17 protein-coding genes are annotated in these 21344 nt (G+C 72.0%); 12 read left to right on the forward strand and 5 right to left on the reverse strand.

Going from position 1 to position 21344, the window contains the following annotated elements; translation table 11 throughout:
* Positions 1-313: 313 nt before the first annotated feature.
* Positions 314-2506, forward strand: coding sequence for a serine/threonine-protein kinase (locus BFF77_RS21630; RefSeq protein ID WP_079125367.1), 2193 nt, complete (start codon positions 314-316; stop codon positions 2504-2506).
* A gap of 29 nt (positions 2507-2535) precedes the next feature.
* Here the strand turns inward: BFF77_RS21630 and BFF77_RS21635 are convergent, their stop codons facing one another.
* Genes BFF77_RS21635 through BFF77_RS21645 form a run of 3 tightly spaced genes read right to left on the reverse strand, consistent with a single transcriptional unit; the run spans position 2536 to position 4986 of the window.
* Positions 2536-2946 carry a RidA family protein gene (locus BFF77_RS21635; protein ID WP_066952454.1) on the reverse strand — a complete coding sequence of 137 codons (411 nt, stop codon included), beginning with the start codon at positions 2944-2946 and terminating at the stop codon, positions 2536-2538.
* Between the two features lie 7 nt (positions 2947-2953).
* Positions 2954-3826 carry an IclR family transcriptional regulator gene (locus BFF77_RS21640; RefSeq protein WP_079125368.1) on the reverse strand — a complete coding sequence of 291 codons (873 nt, stop codon included), beginning with the start codon at positions 3824-3826 and terminating at the stop codon, positions 2954-2956.
* On the reverse strand, positions 3823-4986 hold the full coding sequence (locus tag BFF77_RS21645; RefSeq protein ID WP_079125369.1) for a sugar kinase: 1164 nt from the start codon (positions 4984-4986) through the stop codon (positions 3823-3825). Before BFF77_RS21645 ends, BFF77_RS21640 begins: the two co-directional genes overlap by 4 nt.
* A gap of 114 nt (positions 4987-5100) precedes the next feature.
* On the opposite strand from BFF77_RS21645, the gene BFF77_RS21650 reads away from it, so the two are divergent.
* Positions 5101-6471, forward strand: coding sequence for an alanine racemase (locus BFF77_RS21650; RefSeq protein WP_066952458.1), 1371 nt, complete (start codon positions 5101-5103; stop codon positions 6469-6471).
* Between the two features lie 10 nt (positions 6472-6481).
* On the forward strand, positions 6482-8110 hold the full coding sequence (locus tag BFF77_RS21655) for an N-acyl-D-amino-acid deacylase family protein (RefSeq protein WP_066952459.1): 1629 nt from the start codon (positions 6482-6484) through the stop codon (positions 8108-8110).
* A gap of 48 nt (positions 8111-8158) precedes the next feature.
* Here the strand turns inward: BFF77_RS21655 and BFF77_RS21660 are convergent, their stop codons facing one another.
* Positions 8159-8506: a DoxX family protein gene (locus BFF77_RS21660; protein ID WP_066952461.1), complete on the reverse strand. Its 348-nt coding sequence runs from the start codon at positions 8504-8506 to the stop codon at positions 8159-8161.
* A 217-nt stretch (positions 8507-8723) separates the two neighbouring features.
* Between BFF77_RS21660 and BFF77_RS21665 the strand changes: the two genes are divergently transcribed.
* Positions 8724-9578, forward strand: a complete 855-nt coding sequence (locus BFF77_RS21665; RefSeq protein ID WP_066952463.1) for a helix-turn-helix domain-containing protein — start codon at positions 8724-8726, stop codon at positions 9576-9578.
* Positions 9579-9668: 90 nt separating this feature from the next.
* On the opposite strand, the gene BFF77_RS21670 is transcribed toward BFF77_RS21665, so the two are convergent.
* Positions 9669-11279 carry a GMC family oxidoreductase gene (locus tag BFF77_RS21670; RefSeq protein ID WP_066952465.1) on the reverse strand — a complete coding sequence of 537 codons (1611 nt, stop codon included), beginning with the start codon at positions 11277-11279 and terminating at the stop codon, positions 9669-9671.
* Between the two features lie 269 nt (positions 11280-11548).
* Here BFF77_RS21670 and BFF77_RS21675 point away from each other — a divergent pair, with 269 nt between their 5' ends.
* The 8 genes from BFF77_RS21675 (at position 11549) to BFF77_RS21710 (ending at position 21305) form a co-directional block, all read left to right on the forward strand.
* On the forward strand, positions 11549-12985 hold the full coding sequence (locus BFF77_RS21675) for an aldehyde dehydrogenase (RefSeq protein ID WP_066952467.1): 1437 nt from the start codon (positions 11549-11551) through the stop codon (positions 12983-12985).
* Positions 12986-13225: 240 nt separating this feature from the next.
* Entirely contained in the window at positions 13226-14437 is a 1212-nt protein-coding gene (locus BFF77_RS21680; RefSeq protein ID WP_066952468.1) for a pyridoxal phosphate-dependent aminotransferase, read from the forward strand.
* 123 nt (positions 14438-14560) lie between these two features.
* On the forward strand, positions 14561-14983 hold the full coding sequence (locus tag BFF77_RS21685) for an SCO4983 family protein (protein WP_066952470.1): 423 nt from the start codon (positions 14561-14563) through the stop codon (positions 14981-14983).
* Between the two features lie 164 nt (positions 14984-15147).
* Positions 15148-16602 carry an aldehyde dehydrogenase gene (locus BFF77_RS21690; RefSeq protein ID WP_342671251.1) on the forward strand — a complete coding sequence of 485 codons (1455 nt, stop codon included), beginning with the start codon at positions 15148-15150 and terminating at the stop codon, positions 16600-16602.
* 153 nt (positions 16603-16755) lie between these two features.
* On the forward strand, positions 16756-17832 hold the full coding sequence (locus BFF77_RS21695; protein ID WP_066952476.1) for a hypothetical protein: 1077 nt from the start codon (positions 16756-16758) through the stop codon (positions 17830-17832).
* A 35-nt stretch (positions 17833-17867) separates the two neighbouring features.
* Positions 17868-19061, forward strand: coding sequence for a toxic anion resistance protein (locus BFF77_RS21700; RefSeq protein ID WP_066952472.1), 1194 nt, complete (start codon positions 17868-17870; stop codon positions 19059-19061).
* Positions 19058-20692, forward strand: coding sequence for a substrate-binding and vWA domain-containing protein (locus BFF77_RS21705; protein ID WP_245703634.1), 1635 nt, complete (start codon positions 19058-19060; stop codon positions 20690-20692). The genes BFF77_RS21700 and BFF77_RS21705 overlap by 4 nt, the downstream gene beginning before the upstream one ends.
* On the forward strand, positions 20679-21305 hold the full coding sequence (locus BFF77_RS21710) for a hypothetical protein (protein WP_211280293.1): 627 nt from the start codon (positions 20679-20681) through the stop codon (positions 21303-21305). Before BFF77_RS21705 ends, BFF77_RS21710 begins: the two co-directional genes overlap by 14 nt.
* The last annotated feature ends 39 nt before the right edge of the window (positions 21306-21344 follow it).

A 21344-nucleotide genomic window follows, 5' to 3' on the forward strand; every position in this document is an offset into this window, starting at 1 on the left:
GCTCCGGAGCCGGCCCCGGCACCCGGCGCACCGGTCGCACCCGTCGCGCCCCTCTCGCCTGTCGCGCCCGTGTCGCCCGTCGCACCCGTCGTGTCCGCCATTCGTGTCGTCGCCTCCCACTCGCCCCCCTCATGTGACCCACGTCACCAAAGCGGAGGGACAGTGATCGCGCAAGACCGCGTCGGCCCGGACGGGCACGTCAGGATTCCGGATCCGGTGAATTCCCCGCCCGTGGCGGGAACGGGGCGTACGCGCCAGGCGTGTTATCCACCGCACACCGGAATCGACCGGGGTCTGCGGGGGGAGTTCTGGCATGTCTGGCATGTCCGGGGTGAAGATCGAGCGGCTGGGTACGGACGACCCGGCGGCTCTCGGCCCGTACCGGATCATCGGCAGACTCGGCACAGGGGGAATGGGCCGGATCTATCTGGCGCGCTCCGGCCGGCGGCTGGTCGCCGTCAAGACGCTGCTCGCCGAGGGGATCGTCAGCGATGTCGACCGGCGCCGGTTCGCCCGTGAGGTGGCCGTGGCCCAGCGGGTCGACAGCGGCTACACGGCCCGGGTCCTGGACGCCGACGCCGACGCGGCCCGGCCGTGGATGGCCATCGAGTACATCGCCGCGCCGTCCCTCGGCGAGCTGGTACGGACGGCCGGGCAGCCGCCGGCCTCGGCGGTGCGGTGGGTGGGCGCGGGAGTGGCGGCCGCGCTGGTCGCGCTGCACGGCGCGGGCATCGTCCACCGTGACATCAAGCCGCCGAACGTACTGCTTCCGCTGGGCGGCCCGCGCGTCATCGACTTCGGGATCTCCCACGCCAGCGATCTCACCCGGACCAGCCTCACGCTCGGCACGATCGCCTTCACCTCTCCCGAGCAGGCCAGAGGCGAGCCGTCCACGGCGGCCTCCGACATCTACTCGCTGGGCGCGACACTCTTCCATCTCGCCGTCGGCCGGCCGCCGTACGCCCATGACGGCGACACGCTGGGACTGCTGGCCCGGGTGGCCAGGGGCGAGCTGGAGCTGAGCGGGCTGCCGCGCGAGCTGGATCAGCTCATACGTCCCTGTCTGGCGTCCGATCCGGGCGCCCGGCCCCGGCCGGCCGATGTCCTCGCGCAGTTCAAGGCCGCTCTCGTCGGGCTGCCGGTGTCGGACAGTGGCCGCAGATGGCTGCCGCCGCGCTGGACGGCGCTGATCGAGGCGTACGACCAGCAGGGCCGCAGGCTGCGGGAGGGCGGCGGGCCCGGGGCCGTGCCGGGCGCGGGCCCCGACGACCCGACGGCGGACCAGCGTACGCACGGGGTACGGGACCCCGGCCCGACGCGCGAGTACACCCGCACCCGCGCCGAGGAGGCGCAGGAGGCCGAGCGGGAGCGGGCGGAGCGGGAGCGCGCCGAACGGGAACGGGAGCGGGCCGCCCGCGAGCACGACCGCGCGGAACGGGAGCGGGCCGAGCGCCGGGCCCAGCGCGAGCGCGTGGCCCGGGAGATGGCCGAGATACGGGCCGAACAGGAACGCGCGGCCCGTGAGCGGATCGAGAGGGAGCAGGCCGAGCGCGAACGGGCCGAACGGGACAAGGCCGGGCAGAAGGACGCCACGGCCGACGGCCGCTCACGGGCGGCGGGACCGGCCACCGGCGGGAGCGCCGGCGGTCGGAGCTCCACGGGCCGGGGCGCCGGCGGTCAGGGCGCCAACGGCCGGGCCGCCTCCGGGCGGAGCTCCGCAGGACAGGGCTCCTCCGGGCCGGGCTCCCCCGCCGGATCACGCCCGGCGGGCGGACGGCGTCCGGCATCGGCCGCCACGGGCCCGGCGGCCACGACGAGCCCGGCGACGACGGCGAAGAAGTCCTCGGGCGGCGGTGTGTTCCTCCTTGTCATCGCCTTCGTCGTCATCTTCGTCTGGCGCCCCTGGGAGTCCGGGACCACCAGCACCTCGACCTCCAGCGGTTCGTCGTCATCGTCGTCGAGCAGTGGCGGTTCCTACGGCGGGAGTTCGCGTCCCGGCGACACCTCCACGGCGCCCGCCCCGAGCGCCGTGGACCTCGCCTTCCGTGCCGTACGGACCGGGGAGTGCCTCAGCTCGCACGACGACGGCTTCGGCCGCTGGAGCGACGCCGTACCGAAGCGTGTCGACTGCTCGGCGCCGGAGGCCTACAACCGGGTGGACCTCGCCGCCTCCGCCCGGTCCGTCCCGGACTGCGACGGCGGCGACGACCAGCAGATCTGGACGAACAGCGGAGACGACGGGGTGACCACCACGCTCTGCGTCTCCCGGAAATACGCTCCGGGCCAGTGCTTCGTCGCCAAGAAGAAGGACAACCGTGTCGGCGCCGGCCGCCTCCAGACCGTATGGAACTGCGGCGCCGACTCGGTGCCCAGGGGCTACGCGTACATCATGCAGATCACCGGCTACTACGGGATGCCGTCGGGCGGCCGTGAACCGGGCTGCCCGGACTACTGGTGGGAGGTGGACGACGACGAGAACTACGTCTGCGCGAAGATCGCTTCCTGACCGGCCGTCCGGAGCGCGGGCCGAGCGGCTCAGCCGAGGACGGCGAGCGCGTCGATCTCGATCAGCAGCCCCTTGGGCAGGCCCACATAGACCGTCGTCCTCGCGGCGGGCGCCTCCTTCAGGCCCTGCTCCTCGAAGTACGCGTTGTAGACCGCGTTCATCTCGGCGAAGTGGTCCACGTCGGTGAGATAGACGCGCATCATCATGACGTCGTCCCAGCTCGCGCCGCCCTCCTCCAGGATCGCCCGGACATTGGCGAACGTCTGGAGGGTCTGCTCGCGCAGGGTCGGTCCCGCGACCGTGGGCGCCCGGCCCTCGACGGCGGGCAGGAAGCCGACCTGGCCCGCGACCTGGAGGATGTTCCCCTTGCGGACGCCGTGCGAGAACCTCGCCGGCGGAGCGGTGTGGGTGGCGGGCGTGAGAGCGGTCTTCTCGGTCATGTGGCACTCATCCTTCGGACGTGTCCTTGACGGGAACGGTGGTGCTGGGTGCGGTGTTGCTGGGAACGGTGGTGCTGGGTGCGGTGTTGCTGGGAACGGTGGTGCTGGAGGCGGCGGTGCCGGGAGCGGTGCCGACGGGGGCCGTGCCGGAGTACTCCCGGCTGATGGCGTCCGCGGTACGGCGTACCAGCGGAAGCAGGGTGAGGAGCTCCTCGGCGGTGACCACGACGTTCGGCGCGGAGACCGACATGGCGGCGACGGCCCGGCCGTCCGTACCGCGGACCGGCGCGCCGACACAGTTGATGGACTCCTCGTGGCCACCGAGATCGGTGGCCCAGCCCTGTTCGCGCACGGTCGCCAGCTCCTTCAGGAAGGCGGCGGCGTTCGGTGTCGAACGGGACGTGTAGGCGGGATAGTCGAGCTTCTCCGCGACGGCGCGGCGCTCGGGCTCGGGAAGGTCGGCGAGCAGGAGCTTGGCCACGGCGGCGACGGTGATGGCGACGGGCTTGCCGATCCGTGAGTACATGCGGACGGGATAGCGGCTCTCGACCTTGTCGATGTAGAGGACCTCGTTCTCCTCGTACACGGCGAGATGGACGGTGTGGCCGATCTCCTCGTTGAGCGCGGTGAGATGCGGGTGCGCGATCTCGCGTACGTCCAGGTTCTCGACGGCCTCCTGCGCGAGCGCGAAGAGCCGGGCGCCGAGGCGGTAGCGCTGGTCCTGCTGGCGGTGGACGAGCCCGTGCTCATGGAGCGTACGGAGCAGCCGCAGCGCGGTGGACTTGTGCACACCGAGCCGGTCCGCGACCTGCCCGAGATCGGCTGGTCCCTGGGCCAGCAGCGGAAGGATGCTCAGCGCGCGGTCGACCGTCTGGCTCATGGGGTACGTACCTCCTGCTCCGTGGCCTCCGTCCAGCCGGGGCCGAGACGAAGTCTCCCCCACGCCCGCGCGTCGAGTGCCGCGAGCCGGTCGGCGTCCGCGCGCGCGGGCGGCGCGCCGAGATCGCCGGGCACGGTGAGCGCGGCGGCGGCCATGAGATGGCCGTGCCGCAGCCGGGCGGCTGCGGGCAGCCCGCGCAGGGTCGCCGAGAGAAACCCGGCGGCGAAGGCGTCCCCGGCCCCGACGGGCGCGACGACGTCGACACGGAGGGCGGGCACGGAGACGACGGTGTCGTGCCCGTACGCGGTCCCGGCGGTCGCCGCGCCCTCGGTGCCGTCGGCGACGGCGTCGCGCTCCGGCTCGCGCGTGTGGACCGTCGCCCCCGCCGCGCCGCGTTTGACCACCAGTGTCCGCGGCTCGGGCAGCGCGGCGCGGATCTCCTCCGCGCCGTGCAGGTCCCAGGCCGCCGCGGCCTCGTCCTCCCCGACGAACACCAGGTCGGCGCCGCGCGCGAGGTCCAGCAGCACCCGGACGCCGGACGGGTCGCGCCACAGGTTCGGGCGGTGGTTGACGTCGAAGGAGACCAGCGGGCGCCCGGGGACGCGCGCGGTCAGCGCCCGCATCAGCGCCAGGCAGCCGTCCGAGAGCGCGGCGGTGATACCCGACAGATGCAGCAGCGTCCCGGACCACAGGTCCTCCGGCGCCATGTTCTGCGGCGACATCGCGGAGGCGGCGGAGCCCGCCCGGTAGTAGACGACCTCGTGCGCGTCGGTGGCGCGGTCCGTCGCCGTGCGGAAGTAGACACCGGTGGGCCGGTGCGGGTCCCGGCGCACGCCCGAGGTGTCGACTCCGTAGGCCGCGACCGAGCGGACGAGATGGTCGCCGAAGCCGTCGGCGCCGACCCGGCTGATCCAGCGCACCCGGTGCCCGGCCGCCGCCAGCGCACAGGCGACATTGGACTCGGCGCCGCCGATCGTACGGTCGAAGGACGGTACGTCCGCGAGCGGGCCGGGGCGCGAGGGCAGGAAGGTGACCATGGACTCACCGAGACAGACGACCTCCGCGCGCGCCTGCGGAAGGGTTCCGGTCACGCTGAGGCTCCTCGCCGCTCGGGATGTCCGGTCGTGATGCCCGGTCGTGATGTTCGATGGGATCACCATTGACCCGTTGTCGCTCGGATGTTAGACAGCGGTGAGCGATATACGCAATGGTCGTTGCAAATATTGCAACGACACTGTCAAAACAAACGACTGCCACAACAACGGGAGGCTCCCATGGCGGCGGGCACAGGCACGGCGGGCACGGGTGTCACGGCAGGCACAGCTGTCGCGGGCACCGACGCGGACGCGAGCGCGGCGCTCGGCGACGAGCGCGTCGACCACCGCTTCAAGGGCCTGCCGCCGGACGCCGAGGGCCTCACCGTCGCCGCGCTCGCCGCCCAGCGCCGCTCCCTCTTCACCGGCGGCTTCACCACGCCCGTCCTCGCCCTCTCCGCCGAGTCGGTCGAGCACAATCTCGCCCTCCTGGAGTCCTACTCCGCGCGCCACGGCCTGGCCTTCGCGCCGCACGGCAAGACCTCGATGTCGCCGCAGCTCTTCGCGCGCCAGCTCGACCACGGCGCCTGGGGCATCACCGCCGCCGTTCCGCACCAGGTGCGCGTCTACCGGGCGTTCGGCATCCGGCGGATCTTCCTCGCCAACGAGCTGGTCGACGCGGCGGCGCTGCGCTGGCTCGCCGCGGAGCTGGACCGGGATCCCGGCTTCCGGTTCCTCTGCTACGTCGACTCCGTACGCGGTGCCGAGCTGATGGACCAGGCGCTGCGGGCGGCGGGCGCGGTCCGCCCGGTCGAGGTGGTGGTGGAACTGGGCGCGGGCGAGGGCGCCCGTACCGGAGCCCGTACGGAGGCGGAGTGCGCGGCGGTCGCCGACGCGGTGGCGGCGACGGAGACCCTGCGGCTCGCCGGCGTCGCCGGTTACGAGGGCGAGGTGCCCGCGGCCGACGGTGACACCGTCCGCGCGTGGCTGCGCCGGCTCGTCGCGCTGGCGGCCGACTTCGACCACGCGGGCCGCTTCGAGGTCCGGTCAGGGGCGGCGGACACGCACCCGGGCGCACCCGACGAGATCGTCATCAGCGCGGGCGGCAGCGCCTGGTTCGACGCGGTCGCGGACGTCTTCGCGGAGATCCCCCCGCTCTCCCGTCCGGTGCTCAGGCTGCTGCGCTCGGGCGCCTACATCTCCCACGACGACGGCCACTACCGCCATCTCACCCCCTTCAACCGCGTCCCCGAGGAGGGCTCTCTCCAGCCCGCCTTCCGGCTCTGGGCCCAGGTCGTCTCCCGTCCCTCGCCCGGCCAGGCCTTCGTCAACGCCGGCAAGCGGGACGCCGCCCACGACCTGGATCTGCCCGAGGCCCAGGTCGTACGGGACGGCCGCACCGGCGAGATCCGCCCGGCGGCCGGGATCACGGTCACCGGACTGTCCGACCAGCACGGCTGGCTGACCACCGCGCCCGGGGCGGAGCTGGAGGTCGGCGACTGGGTGGGGATGGGGCTGTCGCACCCGTGCACCTCGTTCGACAAGTGGCAGCTCATTCCGCTCGTGGAGGCGGACGGCACGGTCTCGGACCTCATCCGTACGTTCTTCTGAGGGGCCGGTCATGGATCTCGTCCTGCGGGACGCTCGTGTCGTCGACGGTACGGGCGGCCCTTCGTACCGCGCCGATGTGGGCGTCACGGACGGCCGTATCGCCGCGATACGCACCGAGACGGACGGCGGCGCCCGCCTCGGCGGCGCCCGGGTCCTCGACGCTGGCGGACTCGCCCTGTCCCCCGGCTTCATCGACATGCACGCGCACAGCGATCTGGCGCTGCTGCGCGATCCCGACCACTCCGCGAAGGCCGCGCAGGGTGTGACGCTGGAAGTGATTGGCCAGGACGGGCTGTCGTACGCGCCCGTCGACGACGCGACCCTGGCGCAGGTGCGGCGGGCGATCGCCGGCTGGAACGGCGGCGCGCCGGAGGACACGGACGTCGACTTCGACTGGCGCACGGTCGGCGAGTATCTCGACCGGCTCGACCACGGCTTCGGCGGCCGGGGCATCGCGGTCAACGCCGCGTACCTGATCCCGCAGGGCACGGTCCGTATGCACGCGGTCGGCTGGGACGACCGGCCCGCGACCGGCGCCGAACTCGCCCGGATGAAGCGGCTGGTGGCCGAGTCCATGGAACAGGGCGCGGTCGGGATGTCCTCCGGGCTGACCTACACGCCCGGGATGTACGCGGGCGACGCCGAACTGACCGAGCTGTGCCGGGTGGTGGCGGAGTACGACGGCTACTACTGCCCGCACCACCGGTCGTACGGCGCCGGCGCGCTCCAGGCGTACGAGGAGATGGTGACGCTCACCCGTCACGCGGGCTGCGCCCTCCATCTCGCCCACGCCACCATGAACTTCGGCGTGAACAAGGGCAGGGCGCCCGAGCTGCTCGCGCTGCTCGACCGGGCGCTGGACGCGGGCGCGGACATCTCCCTCGACACCTATCCGTACACGCCCGGCTGCACCACGCTCGTCGCGATGCTGCCGAGCTGGGCGGGCGAGGGCGGTCCGGACACCGTCCTGGAGCGGCTGCGGGACGACGCGGCGGCGGAGCGGATCCGCCACCATCTGGAGGTCGTCGGCTCGGACGGCTGCCACGGGGTGCCCATCGAGTGGGACACGATCGAGATCTCCGGTGTCTCGGCGCCGCAGCTCGCGGACCAGGTCGGCCGTACGGTCGCGGAGGCGGCGCGGGCGCGCGGCGAGACACCGTGGGCGACGGCCCGCCGGCTGCTGATCGAGGACCGGCTGGGCCCGACGATCCTCCAGCACGTGGGCCACGAGGAGAACGTCCGCGCGATCATGCGCCACCGCGTCCACACGGGCGGCAGCGACGGCATCCTCCAGGGCGCGAAGCCGCACCCGCGCGCGTACGGCACGTTCCCGCACTACCTGGGCCGGTACGCGCGCGACCTGGGCGTCCTCTCCCTGGAGGAGTGCGTCGCCCATCTCACCGGCCGCCCGGCCGCCCGCCTCCGCCTGCCCGACCGCGGCCTGATCCGCGAGGGCCACCGGGCCGACCTGGTCCTCTTCGACCCGGCGACGGTGGCGGCGGGCTCCACCTTCGCCTCACCGCGCGTCCTGCCGGTGGGCATCCCGCACGTGCTGATCGACGGCCGTCCCGTCATCGAGGACGGCCGCCGCACGGATGTCCTGGCGGGCAGGTCCGTACGGCGGCCGGCGGCGCGGTAGGCACCCGGCCGGACGAGGGCGTCCGTCACACGGGATCCCCTTCCGGACTCAGGCCGAGGCCAGGCGCAGCACCAGCGCGGCGACCGCCAGGAGGAAGATGACGACGACCGGCGCGACCGCGTAGTCCTTGGCGCGGAAGTGCGTGACGGCCGCGCCGATGAAGTAGAGGCCCACGCCGATCGCGGCGGCCACGCCGAGGGCCGGGACCCAGATGCCGATCAGCAGTCCCACCGCGCCCGCCGCCTTGAGCGCCGCCAGACGCGGGAACCAGGAGTCCGGGACGCCCAGCTTGGACATCGAACCGACGACCGCCTCCTGCTTGGTGAAGGTGGCGACGGCGGAGCCCGTCAGGACGGCGGCGAGCAGAATGCCGACAACGGTGTAGGCGATGAACACGGATGACCCCTCGGACGGTGTGCGTACGTCGCACGGTGTGCGTACGGCGGCGTGTGAAGAACCACAGGAAGACCGCGGAGGGGCTCCGCCGGACGCGGGCCCCCGGGTTCAACGTGCCGCAGTCCGCCGGTCCGAGGAACACCGGGGCGAGGCTAGTAGTGACAGGGCCACGATCAGGCGGCTCCCGGCGCGCGGCCCGGCCGGTACATTGCCTGGCGTGAGCGACAACGAGCTGGGCCTGTTCCTGCGTGCCCGCCGCGAGTCCGTCACCCCCGCCGAGGTGGGGCTCCCGGACGGCAGCCGGCGCCGTACGCCCGGTCTGCGCCGTTCCGAGCTGGCCACCCTCGCCGGTATCAGCGTCGAGTACCTCGCCCGGCTCGAACAGGGCCGGGACCGCCATCCGTCCCCGCAGGTGCTCACCGCGCTCGCGGACGCCCTGCGGCTGACCGACGAGGAGCGCTTCGCCCTGCTGCACCGGGTCAAGGCGGCCGGCGACACCCTCAAGCTCTGTCCGGGCGCGGGCCGGCCGCCGGCCAGGACCGTACGTCCCACTCTGCGCGCGGTGCTGGACCGGCTGGAGCCCACGCCCGCCGTCCTGCTGAACCGGCTCACCGAGGTGCTCGCCTTCACCACCGGTTACGAGCAGCTCGTCCGCCCGCTCGGCCTGCTGGACGCGCCCTCGCCCAGTCTCGTCCGGTACATGCTCACCGATCCCCGGGCCCGTGCCGCGCACCCGGAGTGGTCCCGCGCCGCCGACGAGCAGGTCGGCCGGCTGAAGACCGGCTCGGTACCCGACGATCCGCATCTCGCGGCGCTCGTCGAGGAGCTGACGCTCGGCGTGGGCGCGCCGTTCACGGAGCGCTGGGCCGCCGCGCCCCGGATGACCGCGAATCCCGGCGGGTGGCGGCTCGTGCACCCGGGCGCGGGTGAACTGCGGCTGCTGGACGAGACGCTCGAACTGCCCGAGGCCGAAGGCCAGCGGCTGCTGGTCCATCTGCCGGCCGACGAGGCCACGTCCACGGCCCTGGACACCCTCACCGGCCGCCGCCCGGGGGCACTGCGCGCGGTCTGAACCCGGCCGGTCCCTTCGGCCCACGCGGACCGGCGCCGACCGGTTCCGACCGGTTCCGCACCCGCGCGGAGAAGACCCGTCCGGCGGGGCCTACGGCCCGTTCAGAATGAGGTCGGCCGCCTTTTCCGCGATCATGACCGTGGGGGCGTTCGTGTTGCCGCCGGGCAGGGCCGGCATGACCGAGGCGTCCACCACGCGCAGCGCCCGCGCTCCCCGTACCCTCAGCTCCGGATCCACCACGGCGCTCCCGGACGAGCCCATGGCACACGTACCGGCGGCGTGGTAGGCGCTTCCGCTCCACCTCAGCGCGTGCTCGGCCAGCGCCCCGTCGTCGAGCGCGCCGAGGTCCTCGACGTCCGGCAGATAGGGGCGCCGCAGATACTCCGCCAGCGGGTCGCACTCGGCTATGCCGATGGCGGCCCGCATTCCGGCGACCGTGGTCTCCATGTCCCGGGCATCGCCGAAATAGTCCGGATCGATGACGGGATGCGCCCGGGGGTCCTTCGAGGCGAGCCTGAGCCGACCGCGGCTGCGCGGGTTCAGGGCCGTGACATTCATGGTGAAGACGGGCTCGTCCGGCCTGACCTCACCGCTGAGGATGAACGCCGTGGGCCCGCCGATCAGTTGTGTGTTCGGCCTCGGCGCGGCCGTCGGTACGGACAGGAAGGCGCCGGCCTCCGCGTAGTTGGAGGCGAACGGGCCGCCGCGGCCCTGCCGCCAGCGTTCGAGGTTCTCCGGTGTCAGCAGGTCGAGGACGATGTCGGTGGTGTTCTCCGTCCGCCAGACCACGGGAGTCAGCAGGTGGTCCTGAAGACGGGCGCCCACCCCGTCCGACGCGATCGCCACCTCGATGCCGTGCTCCTCCAGATGTCCGGCCGGACCGATCCCGGAGAGCATCAGGAGCTGCGGAGTGTTGACCGTCCCGCAGCTCAGCAGCACCTCGGCCTCGGCGTACACCGTTTCCTCCCGCGCGGCCCCGTCCCGCGCGTCCCGCACATAGGAGACACCCGCCGCCCTGAGACCGTCCATGACGACCCTGGTGGCCAGCGCACCGGTGCGGACGGTGAGGTTGCTCCGGGGCAGAGCGGGACCGAGATAGGCGTCGGCCGTGGACCACCGGCGCCCGTCCTTGCAGGTCACATGGTAAAAACCGGCGCCCAGAGGCGAGGCGCCGGCGAAGTCGTCCGTCCGGTCGAGTCCCCAGGCCACGGCGGAATCCACCCAGAGACCGGAAAGCTCATGGCTGTAGACGCGGTCCTCCACATGAAGGGGACCGTTCCGGCCGTGCAAGGGGCCCGCGAGCCGGCTGTGGGTCTCCGATTTCATGAAGTACGGAAGGACGTCCGCGTATCCCCAGCCCCGGGCACCGAAATCATCCCGCCAGCCGTCGTAGTCATCACGGTTTCCCCGGGCGTAGATCATGACGTTCGTCGCGGAAGACCCGCCCAGGGCCTTCCCCCGCGGCCAGTAAAAAGCCCTTCGGGTACGCCTCTGTTCGACCGTCCGGTAATTCCAGTCGACATCCGACTTGAAGAGCAGTCCGAGAGTGGCGGGTGTGCGGATGGTGTCGGTGGCTCCCTCTCCGCCGGCTTCGAGGAGCAGGACCCGCGCGGCCGGATCCGCGCTGAGCCGGTCGGCGAGCACACAGCCCGCGCTCCCGGCCCCGACGACGACATAGTCGAAAGTCTCAGCACCAGGCATGGTCCCGCCCTCTGCCCGCGAAATCCGCTCATGGGAAGCGTCTGTCGCTTCAACGCTAGCGCGTACGGCGGCGGCGTGGAAATCGGGGCCGCCGACCGAAATCCCGCATTCCCCGCCGGTGTCCGATGATTCCGTGCGCCCGCACGGCCCGCGCCGTCATGCCCCGCCGCATCTTTGCGGGCCGACCGGACGGACCGTACCCTTGAAAATCACTGAAGCCAAAAACAATCGAAGGCCCCTCCGCGTCACCGCGGGAAGGGAATTGCGTCATGGAAATGAATCGCCTTTACATCGGAGGGAATTGGGTCCGGCCGTCCACCGACCGAAGGATCACCGTCACCTCCGCCGGCGACGGAGAGCCTCTGGGCGTCGTACCGGAGGGGATGGAGGCCGATGTCGACCGCGCGGTCCGCGCCGCCAGGACCGCGTTCGACACGCCCGGTGGCTGGCCGAGCTGGACACCGGACCGCCGCGCCGCGGCCATGCTGCGGCTCGCGGACGAGCTGGACGCCAGGAGCGGGGAGACCGCGCGGAGCGTCAGCGCGCAGAACGGTATGCCGGTCTCGACCGCCCGTGTCTTCGAGGGCGCCGTGCCGGCCATGCTGCTGCGGTACTTCGCCGAGCTCGCGTCCAAGACCCCGGAGGAGGAGCAGCGCGACGGGATACCCCTGGGGACGACCACCGTGCGGCGTGAGCCGGCGGGAGTGGTGGCGGCGATCATGGTCTGGAACTTTCCCCAGGTGATCGCGTTCTTCAAGGTGGCCCCCGCTCTGGCGGCCGGATGCACACTCGTGCTCAAGCCCGCGCCCCAGACGGTGCTCGACTCGGTCGTGCTCGCCGAGGCCGTCGACAAGGCGCGTATCCCCGACGGTGTGGTCAACATCGTGCCCGGAGGACCCGAGACCGGGGCCCATCTCGTCACGCACCCCGGTGTCGACCGGGTGGCCTTCACCGGCTCGACCGCCGCGGGACGCCGGATCGCGTCCGCCTGCGGGCAGTTGCTGCGACCGGTCACTCTCGAACTGGGCGGAAAGTCGGCGGCCGTCGTCCTGGACGACGCGGACCTGGCGGCACACGCCGAACAGCATTTCACCGCGAGCTTCCTCAACAACGGCCAGACCTGCTTCGCGTCCACCAGGATCCTGGCGCCGCGCGAGCGTTACGAGGAGGTCGTGGACTTCTACACCGCGCTGGCCGCTGGTGCCACCGTGGGCGACGCGCTGGACCCCGGCACACAGATCGGCCCCCTGGTCAGTTCGCGGCAGCGCGAACGCGTGGAGGGATACATCGGCAGGGGCCGGACCGAGGGCGCGCGTCTGACCACCGGGGGAGGCCGCCCCGCCGGACTCGAACAGGGCTGGTTCGTCGAACCGACCATCTTCGCGGACGTCGACAACGCGTCCGCGATCGCGCGGGAAGAGATCTTCGGCCCGGTCCTGACGGTCACCCGCTACGACGACGAGGACGACGCGGTGCGCATCGCCAACGACTCGCCGTACGGGCTCGCCAGCACCGTCTGGACCACCGATCCCGACCGGGGCGACCGTGTGGCCAGGCGTATCAGGACCGGCACGAGCGGCATCAACGGCTATCTGCCGGACATCACCTCCCCCTACGGCGGGAGGAAGGACAGCGGGCTGGGCCGGGAGCTGGGTCCCGAGGGACTGCGCTCCTTCCAGCAGCTCCAGTCGATCTACCACCCCTGAACACCCCCGAACGATGTCGCGCGCCGCCGTACGAGGGGGAGCCGTGAGCGGTGTGCCGCGACCCCCGGTGTGCCGCGCCGCCGGCCCGCGCCGCCGGGCCGGCCCGCGCCCGCGCCGTACCGCACACCCGTGCTCCGCGCGCCCGCCGCACTCCCCCGCCCGCCGCACAGGATCCCCCGCGCGGCTGACGTGTCCCGAAACACCACGCGGGTCCGGTTGCACAGCCGTAAGCTCGCGGACATGCAGGTCATCCAGTCGACGAAGCTCGCAAACGTCTGTTACGAGATCCGGGGCCCCGTCCTCGACGAGGCGACGCGGATGGAGGCGGCGGGCCAGCGCATCCTCAAGCTCAACACCGGCAATCCGGCCGCCTTCGGCTTCGAGTGCCCGCCCGAGATCCTCGAAGACGTCCTGCGCAACCTCGGCGACGCGCACGGCTACGGCGACGCGAAAGGGCTGCTGTCCGCCCGGCGCGCGGTCATGCAGCACTACCAGACCAAGGGCATCGAGCTGGACGTCGAGGACATCTACCTCGGCAACGGTGTCTCCGAGCTGATCCAGATGTCGATGCAGGCGCTGCTCGACGACGGCGACGAGGTGCTCGTACCGGCCCCCGACTACCCCCTGTGGACCGCCTCCGTCTCCCTCGCCGGCGGCACGGCCGTGCACTACCGGTGCGACGAGCAGGCCGACTGGATGCCGGACCTCGCCGACATCGAGCGGAAGATCACCGACCGCACCAAGGCGCTCGTGATCATCAATCCGAACAACCCCACGGGCGCGGTCTACAGCGACGAGATGCTCACCGCCCTCACCGAGATCGCCCGCCGCCACCATCTCGTCGTCTGCTCCGACGAGATCTACGACCGGATCCTGTACGACGGCGCCACCCACACCCCCACCGCGGCCATCGCGCCCGATCTGCTGACGCTCACCTTCAACGGGCTCTCGAAAAACTACCGGGTGGCCGGTTTCCGTTCCGGCTGGCTCGCGGTCTGCGGCCCCAAGGCGCACGCCGCCTCGTACATCGAGGGGCTGACGATCCTGGCGAACATGCGGCTGTGCGCCAATATGCCGTCCCAGCACGCGGTCGCCACCGCGCTCGGCGGCCGGCAGTCGATCGAGGACCTGGTGCTGCCCGGCGGCCGGATCCTGGAGCAGCGGAACACGGCGTACGAGCTGCTCACCCGGATCCCCGGCGTGACCTGTGTGAAGCCCAAGGGCGCGCTCTATCTGTTCCCGCGGCTCGATCCGAAGGTCTTCAAGATCAAGGACGACCGGCAGATGGTGCTCGATCTGCTGCGGGCGGAGCGGATCATGGTGGTGCACGGCACGGGGTTCAACTGGCCGGAGCCGGACCACTTCCGGATCGTCACCCTGCCCGCCGTCCAGGAGCTCACGGACGCGGTGACCCGGATCGGGAGCTTCCTGGAGGGGTACGCGCAGCCGTAGGCCGAGCGCGTACGGCCGCGCACCGCGCGGACAAACCCCGCACCAGAAGCCCCCGGACCGCACTCAACTTTAGACTGAATCCAAGGTAGGATGGCCTCCTGACGATGCCAGGAGGCCATCCTCATGTATGAGCCGATCCGCGCGAAGTCGGTCCACTCGATGGCCGACCGCGCCGATTTCCCGCACCGCACCCGCGAGGAAGAGCTGAACATCCAGCTCGCGGGACATCTCTCCGCACTGCTCGCCGTCACCGACGAGCTGGGTCTGGAAGAGCCCGCCGAGTGCATCGCCGGGCAGATCGCGAGGCTGCGCGGCACCCCGCCGGCCCGCCGCGCCGGGCTCACCGGCGCCGACACCGCCGCCCTGCACCGCCGCGCCCTCGCCCTCGCGGGCCGCGCGCTGGTGGTGGCCGCCTCGCGCGCCGACACCGCGGCGGCGATCCTCTCGGCCGAGCGCATGGACGCGCACACCGCCGCGCTGAACGAGGCGCCGGCCGCAGAGGGATCCGCGGACGCCCAGGACCGGCGTCTGCTCGCCGCCCGCTGACGGCCCCGGAGAACAGCCCTTGGGGGAACGGCCCCGGGGAACAAAGGAGCGCGTGACACGGCTTTCCCAGGGGAGAGGTGCGGGATCCGGCGGCTCGCCGGCGCCAGAGCCGGAGGGCCGGACCACGCGGGACCCGCGGCCTGAGCCCGGATACGTACGGTCTGGTGGCGTCGACGATGGAACACGACCGGTTGTTCATGGGCGGCCGATGGGCCGTCCCGCACTCCGCGGCCCGGATCACGGTGACTTCCCCGTTGTCCGAGCAGCCCATCGGATCGGTCCCGGAGGCCGATGAGGTGGATGTCGACACGGCCGTGTCGGCCGCACGCGCCGCCTTCGACGACCCGTGTGGATGGGCGCACTGGGAACCCGCGCGCCGGGCTGAGGCCCTGAACCGCTTCGCCGACGCGCTGGAGGCCCGCTCCGGCCGGATCGCCCGGCAGGTCACGGCCCAGAACGGCATGCCCGTGGTGATCTCGGAGTCGGTCGAGGGGCGTACTCCCGCCGTCCTGCTGCGGCTGGCCGCCGGACTGATCACCCGGGGGCCGCTCGAACACATGCGGGCACGGGCCGACGGCACCGGCGGCACGCTGGTCCGCCAGGAACCCGTCGGAGTGGTCGGAGCCATCGCCCCCTGGAACTTCCCCCAGTCGCTGGCGGCGTTCAAATACGCCTTCGCCCTCGCCGCCGGGTGCGCGGTGGTGCTCAAACCGTCACCGGAAACCGTGCTGGACTCCGTCCCGCTCGCCGACGCGGCCATGGAGGCGGGCCTGCCGGCCGGGGTCATGAACATCGTGTCCGGCGGCGCCGGGGCGGGCGCCGCACTCGTGGCCCACCCGGACGTGGACAAGATCGGGTTCACCGGGTCGACCGCCGTCGGACGGCTGATCGCCGAGAGCTGCGCACGCCTGCTCAGGCCCGTCACCCTCGAACTCGGCGGCAAGTCCGCTGCCGTCCTGCTCGACGACGTGGATGTCGAGGCCGTGGCGAACAGCCCCGCGTTCTCGGCCACGACCATGTTCAGCAGCGGTCAGACGTGCTGGGCGTCGACCCGGATCCTGGCGCCGCGCTCCCGTTACGAGGAGAGCGTCGAAGCGGTGGCGTCCATGATGGACGGGCTCGCCGTCGGTGATCCCTTCGATCCGGCCACCCAGGTCGGCCCCATGGTCAGCGAGAGGCACCGGACGCGGGTGGAGGGCCGCATCCGCGAGGGAACGCGGGAAGGGGCCCGTCTGGTGACCGGAGGAGGCCGTCCCCGGCACCTGGACAGGGGGTGGTTCGTCGAACCCACCCTCTTCGCGGACGTCGACAACGGTTCCGCCATCGCCCGGGAGGAGATCTTCGGGCCCGTCCTGTGTGTGATCCCGTACGAGGACGACGCCGACGCCGCCCGTCTCGCCGACGACTCCCCCTACGGTCTGTCCGGCAGCGTGTGGACCGGCGACACGGACCGCGGAATCGCGCTCGCCCGCCGCGTCCGCACCGGCGTCTTCTCGGTCAACGGGAGGCGGACCGATCTGGGCGCCCCGTTCGGCGGGGAGAAGGACAGCGGACTCGGACGGGAGCTGGGCACGGAGGGGCTGGCCTCCTATCAGCGCCTCCAGTCGATCTTCGTGTGAGCGTCTCCGGGGGCCTCTCCCGGCACCGGTGACGTTTGCCCGGTCCGTCCGCACCGTGAACGCTTTCCTCCGGTTCCTTTCCGGGATGGGCACTTCACCCCCCGTACACTCAACTCCCCCCGGAATGTGGGTCTCCGCGAGCACGCTTCGTACGTGAAACGCATCGTGGGAATCTTCCTGGCGGTGCTGCTGATCGGCGGAGTGGCAGCAGCCGTCGTGGCAGGCCGAGAGAGCCAGGTATCAGACACGGCAACGAAGACCGTGCGGGGAGTCATCGGTTCGGAGAAGGCGGAGTTCTTCGCCGACCCCGATGTGGTCAAGGCGCTGGACGAGCACGGCTTCAGCGTGAAGACGGAGACCTCCGGGTCCTGGGCCATGGAGGAACTCACCCTCGACGGCACCGACTTCGCCTTCCCCTCGTCCACGGCACCGGCCGACGAACTGGCCGACAAGTATCAGGTGCCCGGCACACCGCCGCGGCCCTTCTACTCGCCGCTGGTGGTCGTCGCCCACCGCTCCGCCGCCGAGGTGCTGGCCCGCAACGGGCTGGCCGCCCTGGACGGCGAGTCACGCGGCACCCTGCGGATGGGCCCGTATCTGGAGGCGGCGCGCAAGGAGCGCACCTGGCAGCAGCTCAAGGGCGCCTCGGCCCATGCCGAGCTGACCGGGACGGTCTTCATCGCCAGCACCGACCCGATGACCTCCAACTCGGGCGCGCTCTACCTCGCCGCCGCGTCCTACGTCGACAACGGCGGAAAGGTCGTGAGCGACAAGGCGGCCGTGGCCCGCACGGCGCCGCTGCTCAAGCAGCTCACCGTCGTCCAGGGCGCCCAGCAGACCAGCTCCGACGCGCCCTTCCGCGACTTCATCAGCGGCGTGGGGAACCCGCTCGTGCTGGTCTACGAATCGCAGGTGGCCTCGGTGCTGCTCCAGAAGCAGGAGGTCGGGGATCTGGTGGTGCTCTATCCGGACACCACCGTCATCAGCGACCACACGCTCGTACCGCTCACCGACAACGGCCGGGAGCTCGGCGCGCTGCTCACCACCGACACGCGCCTGCGCGAGCTGGCGGTACGGCACGGCTTCCGCCCGCAGGGAGCCGCGGCGGAGTTCACCACCGCCACCGCCCCGTACCAGGCCTTCCTCAACCAGCGGCTGACCGGCGTCCGCCAGGCGCCCGTGCCCACCACCGAGTGGCTGCACGCGATGGCGCAGCGGGCCCGGTCGTAGCACTCCGCTCTCGTCAAAGCCTCAGGGGGAACCGCATGTCCACAGACCAGAGCCCCGGCCCGGCCGGCTCGGAGCTGATCCTCACCCCGCCCGAACCCGTCGCCCCGATCCGTACCGAGCAGGCGGCGGGACTGGTGCCGCTCGACGACTCCGTACGCGCGGAGATGACACGGCGCGCCACGGAGTACGTCGGCTCGCTCGCCACGATCGACTCCCGCTCGCCCGAATTCACCACCCGTATCGGCGAGATCGCCAACCTGGGATCCGGCGAGATCCGCAGCGCCGCCCAGCAGTCCAACCGGATGCTGGACCGTACGATCCACTCCCTGTCCTCCGGCGGCGAGGACGCCCAGTCCCGGGTCTCCTCCTCGCTGGTCGAACTGCGCCGTACCGTCGAGGACCTGGATCCGCGCGACACCCCGGGCAAGGGAGCCCGCAGGTTCCTGTCCAAGCTGCCCGGCGGCAACAAGCTGCGCGACCACGCCGCCAAGTACGCCTCCTCGCAGGGCACGTTGAACAAGATCGTGAGTTCGCTCAGGGGCGGCCAGGACGAACTCCGGCGCGACAACGCCGCGTTGCACACCGAGCGGACGCGGCTGTGGGAGACCATGGGCAAGCTCCAGGAGTACGCGGTGCTCACCTCGGCGCTGGACACGGCGGTCGAGGAGCGCGCCACCTCGCTCGGCCTCACCGACCCCGCGCAGGCGGACGCGCTGCGCGCCGATGTCCTCTTCCCCGTCCGGCAGAAGCACCAGGACCTGCTGACGCAGCTCGCGGTGTGCGCGCAGGGCTACTTGGCGATGGATGTCGTACGGCGCAACAACGAGGAACTGATCAAGGGCGTCGACCGCGCCGCGACCACCACGGTCTCGGCGCTGCGGATCGCGGTGATGCTCTCCTCGGCGCTGGAGAACCAGCGCAAGGTGACCGAGCAGGTGAACGTCCTGCGCTCCACGACGGAGGATCTGATCCGCGGCAACGCGGAGATGCTCGCCACCCAGAGCGGCGAGATCCAGCGCATCGCGGCGGATCCGGCGGTGGGCGCGGAGACGCTGCGCTCCGCGTTCCAGCAGATCTACCGGACGCTGGACGCGATCGACACGTACAAGATCCAGGCGACGGAGTCGATGGCGTCGACGGTGGAATCGCTGACGGCCGAACTCCGGAGCGCCAGCACATACTTGGAGCGGACCCGGTCGGCGGGCGCGCTGGAAGGGGGACTTCGGTGAGACGGAAGCCGGCCGGTGTACGGAGGCTGTCGGGCATAGGTGTCCTCGTGGCGGCCCTGCTGGCCGCCACCGCGTGCACCAGCGGCGGGGACGGCGCCACCAGGGATCCCGATCCCGGCGCGGACATCCCGTACCGCGAGGGCACCCTGCGCGTGCTCGCCTCCAGCGAACTCGCCGACATGCGGGGCGTGCTGGACCAGGCCGAGCGGAAGACCGGGGTGAAGGTGCGCGCCACCTGGACCGGCACGCTGGACGCCGCCGAACTGATCGCCTCCGGCAAGGCGGACGGCAAGTACGACGCGGTGTGGCTGTCGTCCAACGACTATCTGCGGCTCAGCCCCGGTGTCGGTGAGCGCATCACCAACGAGACACCGATCATGTCCTCGCCGGTCGCGCTCGGGGTGCGGACGGAGACCGTGCGGCGGCTCGGCTGGCAGCCCGACGAGGTCACCTGGTCGCAGGTGCACCAGGCGGTCGTGGCCGGGAAGCTGACGTACGGGATGACCGACCCCGTGCGCTCCAACTCCGGCTTCTCCGCGCTGATCTCGGTGGCCTCCGGCCTTTCGGGCGCGCAGGCGGCGCTCACGGACGCGGATGTGAGCCGGGCGAAGGGGAAGCTGAAGGAGTTCTTCACCGGGCAGAAGCTCACCTCCGGTTCGTCGGGGTGGCTGGCCACGGCGTACACCCGGCGCGGCAGCGTCGACGCGCTCGTCAACTACGAGTCGGTGCTGCTCTCCATGAACCGGGACAGCGGCACCGGACTGACCGTGATCCGCCCCAAGGACGGGGTGGTGACCGCGGACTACCCGTTCACGCTGCTGACCTCGGCGCCGCAGGACGCGCGGGAGTCGGGCCAGGCGCTCACCTCGTACCTCCGCGGCGCGGAGGCGCAGAAGGCGCTGACCGAGCAGACGTTCCGGCGCCCGGTCGTCCCGTCCGTACCGCCCGCGGCGGGTCTGGCCACCGACAAGCGGCGCGAACTGCCCTTCCCCGGCTCGCGTTCGGTCGCCGACGGACTGCTCGACGCGTACGAGAACCAGCTCCGCCGGCCTTCCCGCACGGTGTACGTGCTGGACACCTCGGGCTCGATGGAGGGCGAACGGCTCTCCCGGCTGAAGGACGCGCTGGCCGGGCTGACCGGTACGGACGAGTCCGCGACCGGCGAGCGGTTCCGCGACCGGGAGGAGGTGACGCTGATGCCGTTCGGCTCCGAGGTGAAGAAGGTCCTGAGCCATACGGTGGACCCGGACGGCCGGGCCGCCGCGCTGGACGCGATCCGCGCGGACGCCAGGGCGCTGTCGGCGTCCGGCGACACGGCGATCTTCAGCAGCCTGCAGGAGGCGTACTCCCATCTGGGCAGGAGCGGTTCGGGCGCGGACGCCTTCACCTCGATCGTCCTGATGACGGACGGCGAGAACACGACCGGCGCGAAGGCCGCCGATTTCGACGGCTTCTACGCGAAGCTGCCGCCGGACCGGCGGTCCACTCCCGTCTTCCCCATCCTCTTCGGTGACTCCGACCGCGCGGAGCTGGAGCACATCGCCGAGCTCACGGGCGGCCGGCTGTTCGACGCGACGGGTGGCCAGGAGTCGCTCGACGGCGCCTTCGAGGAGATCCGTGGCTACCAGTAGATCGCTCGGCAGGGCACTGACGTATCTGGAGTCGCGCAAGAACCTGGTGGGCAGCGCGGCGGGCGTGGGCGGCCTGGCCCTCACCTTCACCGGTCTGGCGGGCGCGTACTGGCCGGTGGTGGTGGCCGGGCTGTACGGCGCGGGCGCGCTGATCGCGCCGCCGGAACGCCCGGACGCCCCGGCCTTCGCCAATCCGGCGGAGCAACTGGACGAGATCCGCGCCGACTTCGGCAAGCTCCGCGCCTATCTCGCCGAGGTCGAGCTCCCGCCGACCGCGGCGGGCCGCCTCACCGAACTCACGGAGGTCCTGGCCGCCCTGCTGGAGCCCGGCTGGGTCGCGGACGCGCTGGCGAGGGACGCGGAGGGTGTGCACAGCCTGTCGCGCGCGATCCGCCAGGACGTCCCGGAGTCGGTGGACACCTTCGTCCGCACCCGCTGGTGGACCCGCCTCCAACCGGGCACCGAACCCCCGGAACGCCACCTCGAACGCCAGCTCACGATCCTCTACGACGAGGCCCGCGCCCTGGCGACGGCCCTGCGGGAGGCGGAGTCCCGCCGCCAGGAGACCCACACGCGCTACTTGGAGGACCGCCACAGGCCCCCGGGGACGTGAGGCGGAGAAGGCGGCATGTCAGCACGTCAGCGGGCCGCG

It is taken from the genome of Streptomyces lushanensis (assembly GCF_001700515.1).
GTDB classification, from domain to species: Bacteria; Actinomycetota; Actinomycetes; order Streptomycetales; family Streptomycetaceae; genus Streptomyces; species Streptomyces lushanensis.

Coding starts and splice junctions, on each gene's coding strand:
- BFF77_RS21630 (WP_079125367.1), top strand. CDS start 314: ATGTCTGGCATGTCCGGGGTGAAGATCGAGCGGCTGGGTACGGACGAC.
- BFF77_RS21635 (WP_066952454.1), bottom strand. CDS start 2,946: ATGACCGAGAAGACCGCTCTCACGCCCGCCACCCACACCGCTCCGCCG.
- BFF77_RS21640 (WP_079125368.1), bottom strand. CDS start 3,826: ATGAGCCAGACGGTCGACCGCGCGCTGAGCATCCTTCCGCTGCTGGCC.
- BFF77_RS21645 (WP_079125369.1), bottom strand. CDS start 4,986: ATGGTGATCCCATCGAACATCACGACCGGGCATCACGACCGGACATCC.
- BFF77_RS21650 (WP_066952458.1), top strand. CDS start 5,101: ATGGCGGCGGGCACAGGCACGGCGGGCACGGGTGTCACGGCAGGCACA.
- BFF77_RS21655 (WP_066952459.1), top strand. CDS start 6,482: ATGGATCTCGTCCTGCGGGACGCTCGTGTCGTCGACGGTACGGGCGGC.
- BFF77_RS21670 (WP_066952465.1), bottom strand. CDS start 11,279: ATGCCTGGTGCTGAGACTTTCGACTATGTCGTCGTCGGGGCCGGGAGC.
- BFF77_RS21675 (WP_066952467.1), top strand. CDS start 11,549: ATGGAAATGAATCGCCTTTACATCGGAGGGAATTGGGTCCGGCCGTCC.
- BFF77_RS21680 (WP_066952468.1), top strand. CDS start 13,226: ATGCAGGTCATCCAGTCGACGAAGCTCGCAAACGTCTGTTACGAGATC.
- BFF77_RS21685 (WP_066952470.1), top strand. CDS start 14,561: ATGTATGAGCCGATCCGCGCGAAGTCGGTCCACTCGATGGCCGACCGC.
- BFF77_RS21700 (WP_066952472.1), top strand. CDS start 17,868: ATGTCCACAGACCAGAGCCCCGGCCCGGCCGGCTCGGAGCTGATCCTC.